The organism is Actinoplanes sp. NPDC051633 (assembly GCF_040681735.1).
GTDB lineage: Bacteria > Actinomycetota > Actinomycetes > Mycobacteriales > Micromonosporaceae > Actinoplanes.
On the sequence record NZ_JBFAZH010001074.1, the window covers coordinates 1 to 2,642 of the forward strand.

Sequence of the window (2,642 nt, forward strand, 5' to 3'; positions counted from 1 at the left end):
GCCGTTCCTTAGTCTATAGGCTTGACCAATCATGACGCTGACCGACCTTCTGCCTGCCGATGCCGACCCTGAGACCATCCTCGACGCCTTCAACGGCTGGGTGGGCGAGCAGGGCCTGACGCTCTACGCGCATCAGGAGGAGGCACTGCTCGAGATCGCCACCGGTGCGAACGTCATCCTCAACACCCCCACCGGTTCCGGTAAGAGTCTGGTCGCGACCGGCGCCCACTTCGCCGCGCTGGCCGACAAGCGCACCACCTTCTACACCGCGCCGATCAAGGCCCTGGTGTCGGAGAAGTTCTTCGCCCTCTGCCAGGTCTTCGGCGCCCACAACGTCGGCATGCTCACCGGTGACGCCAGCGTGAACGCGGACGCGCCGATCATCTGCTGCACCGCGGAGATCCTCGCCAACCTGGCGCTGCGCGAGGGCGCGGACGCCGACGTCGGCCAGGTCGTGATGGACGAGTTCCACTTCTACGCCGAGCCCGACCGCGGGTGGGCCTGGCAGGTGCCGATCATCGAGCTGCCCCAGGCGCAGTTCCTGCTGATGTCGGCCACGCTGGGCGACACCACCCGCTTCGTCGACGACCTGTCGCGGCGCACCGGCCGGGCGACCGCGGTGGTCGCCACGGCCGAGCGGCCGGTCCCGCTGCTTTTCGAGTACGCGATGACGCCGCTGCACGAGACCATCGAGGAGCTGCTGTCGACCCGGCAGGCCCCGGTCTACATCGTGCACTTCACCCAGGTCAGTGCCCTGGAACGGGCCCAGGCCCTGATGAGCATCAACATGTGCACCCGGGCCGAGAAGGACGCGATCGCCGCGGCCATCGGCAACTTCCGGTTCACCGCGGGCTTCGGTCGCACCCTCTCCCGGCTGGTCCGCCACGGCATCGGCGTGCACCACGCCGGCATGCTGCCCAAGTACCGCCGCCTGGTGGAGACGCTCGCGCAGGCGGGGCTGCTCAAGGTGATCTGCGGGACGGACACCCTCGGGGTCGGCATCAACGTGCCGATCCGCACGGTGCTGTTCACCGGACTGTCCAAATACGACGGTGTGAAGACGCGGCTGCTCAAGGCCCGCGAGTTTCACCAGATCGCCGGGCGGGCCGGCCGTGCCGGGTTCGACACCGTCGGCACGGTCATCGTGCAGGCCCCGGAGCACGTGATCGACAACGAGCGGATGCTGGCCAAGGCCGGCGACGACCCGAAGAAGCGGCGCAAGGTGGTGCGCAAGAAGCCGCCGGAGGGCACGATCGGCTGGGGCCGGCCCACCTTCGACCGGCTCGTCGAGGCCGATCCCGAGCCGCTCACCTCGTCGTTCCAGGTGTCGCACGCGATGCTGCTGAACGTGCTCGGCCGCGGCGGCGACCCGGCGGTGGCCATGCGGCACCTGCTCACCGACAACCACGAGGACCCGGCGGCGCAGCGCCGCCACATCCGCCGGACCGTGGCGATCGCGCGGGCCCTGCTCGCCGGCGGTGTCATCGAGAAGGCCGACGGCGTCTACCGGCTCGTCGACGACCTGCAGATCGACTTCGCGCTCAACCAGGCCCTGTCCCCCTTCGCGCTGGCCTGCCTCGAGCTGCTCGACCGGGAGTCGCCGGACTATCCGCTCGACGTCGTGTCGGTCATCGAGGCCACCCTGGAGGATCCGCGGCAGGTGCTGTCGGCGCAGCGGCAGCGCGCGCGAGGAGAGGCGGTGAACGCCATGAAGGCCGAGGGCATCGAGTACGACCAGCGGATGGAGCTGCTGGAGGACGTGACTCATCCGCGGCCGCTGGTCGAGCTGCTCGAGGGCGCGTACGAGACGTACCGGCGGGGGCACCCGTGGGTGGCCGATCACGAGCTGAAGCCCAAGGCCGTGGTCCGCGACATGTACGAGCGGGCGATGACCTTCACCGAATACGTGTCGTACTACGGGCTGTCCCGCTCCGAGGGCCTGGTGCTGCGGTATCTGGCCGACGCGTACCGGGCGCTGCGCCAGACGGTTCCCGAGGACGCGCGCACCGAGGAGCTGACCGACCTGATCGAGTGGCTCGGCGAGCTGGTGCGCCAGGTCGACTCGAGCCTGCTCGACGAGTGGGAGCGGCTGCGCGACCCGTCCTTCGTACCGTCGGAGGAGGTCCGCCTGGACGACAAGCCGCCGGCGGTCACCCGCAACACCCGCGCCTTCCGGGTCCTGGTGCGCAACGCGATGTTCCGCCGGGTCGAGCTGGCGGCGCTGCGCCGCACCGGCGAGCTGGGCGACCTGGACGGCGAGGCGGGCTGGACGGCGGACCGCTGGGCCGACGCCCTGGACGGCTACTTCTCCGAGTACGACGAGATCGGCACGGACTCGAACGCTCGCGGCCCGGCCCTGCTGCACATCGAGGCCGGTGCCGAGGCGTGGACGGTCCGCCAGGTCTTCGACGACCCGGAGAACGACCACGACTGGGGCATCTCCGCGACGGTCGACCTGGCGGCCTCCGACGAGTTGGGCGCCGCGGCCATCACGGTCACCGGCGTCGGCCCGCTGTAGGCCCGCGCGCCTCGGGTTCGGCAGCCCCCGCGGGGCGGGCTGCCCGGCGACTCACTCGCGCGGGTTGGCCCGCGGGAAGAAAGATCGGCAGAGCGTCGGGTTGGGGAAGAGGGTTGTTACAGGC

Annotated in this window: 1 protein-coding gene; it reads left to right on the forward strand. The window is 70.4% G+C overall.

Annotation, left to right across the window (positions count from 1 at the left end; genetic code table 11):
- Positions 1-31 precede the first annotated feature (31 nt).
- Positions 32-2,518, forward strand: a complete 2,487-nt coding sequence (locus tag AB0M20_RS37110) for a DUF3516 domain-containing protein (protein WP_364305428.1) — start codon at positions 32-34, stop codon at positions 2,516-2,518.
- Positions 2,519-2,642 lie beyond the last annotated feature (124 nt).

Excerpts from the sequence above, each read along its gene's own strand:
- AB0M20_RS37110 (WP_364305428.1), top strand. The coding sequence starts at position 32 with ATGACGCTGACCGACCTTCTGCCTGCCGATGCCGACCCTGAGACCATC.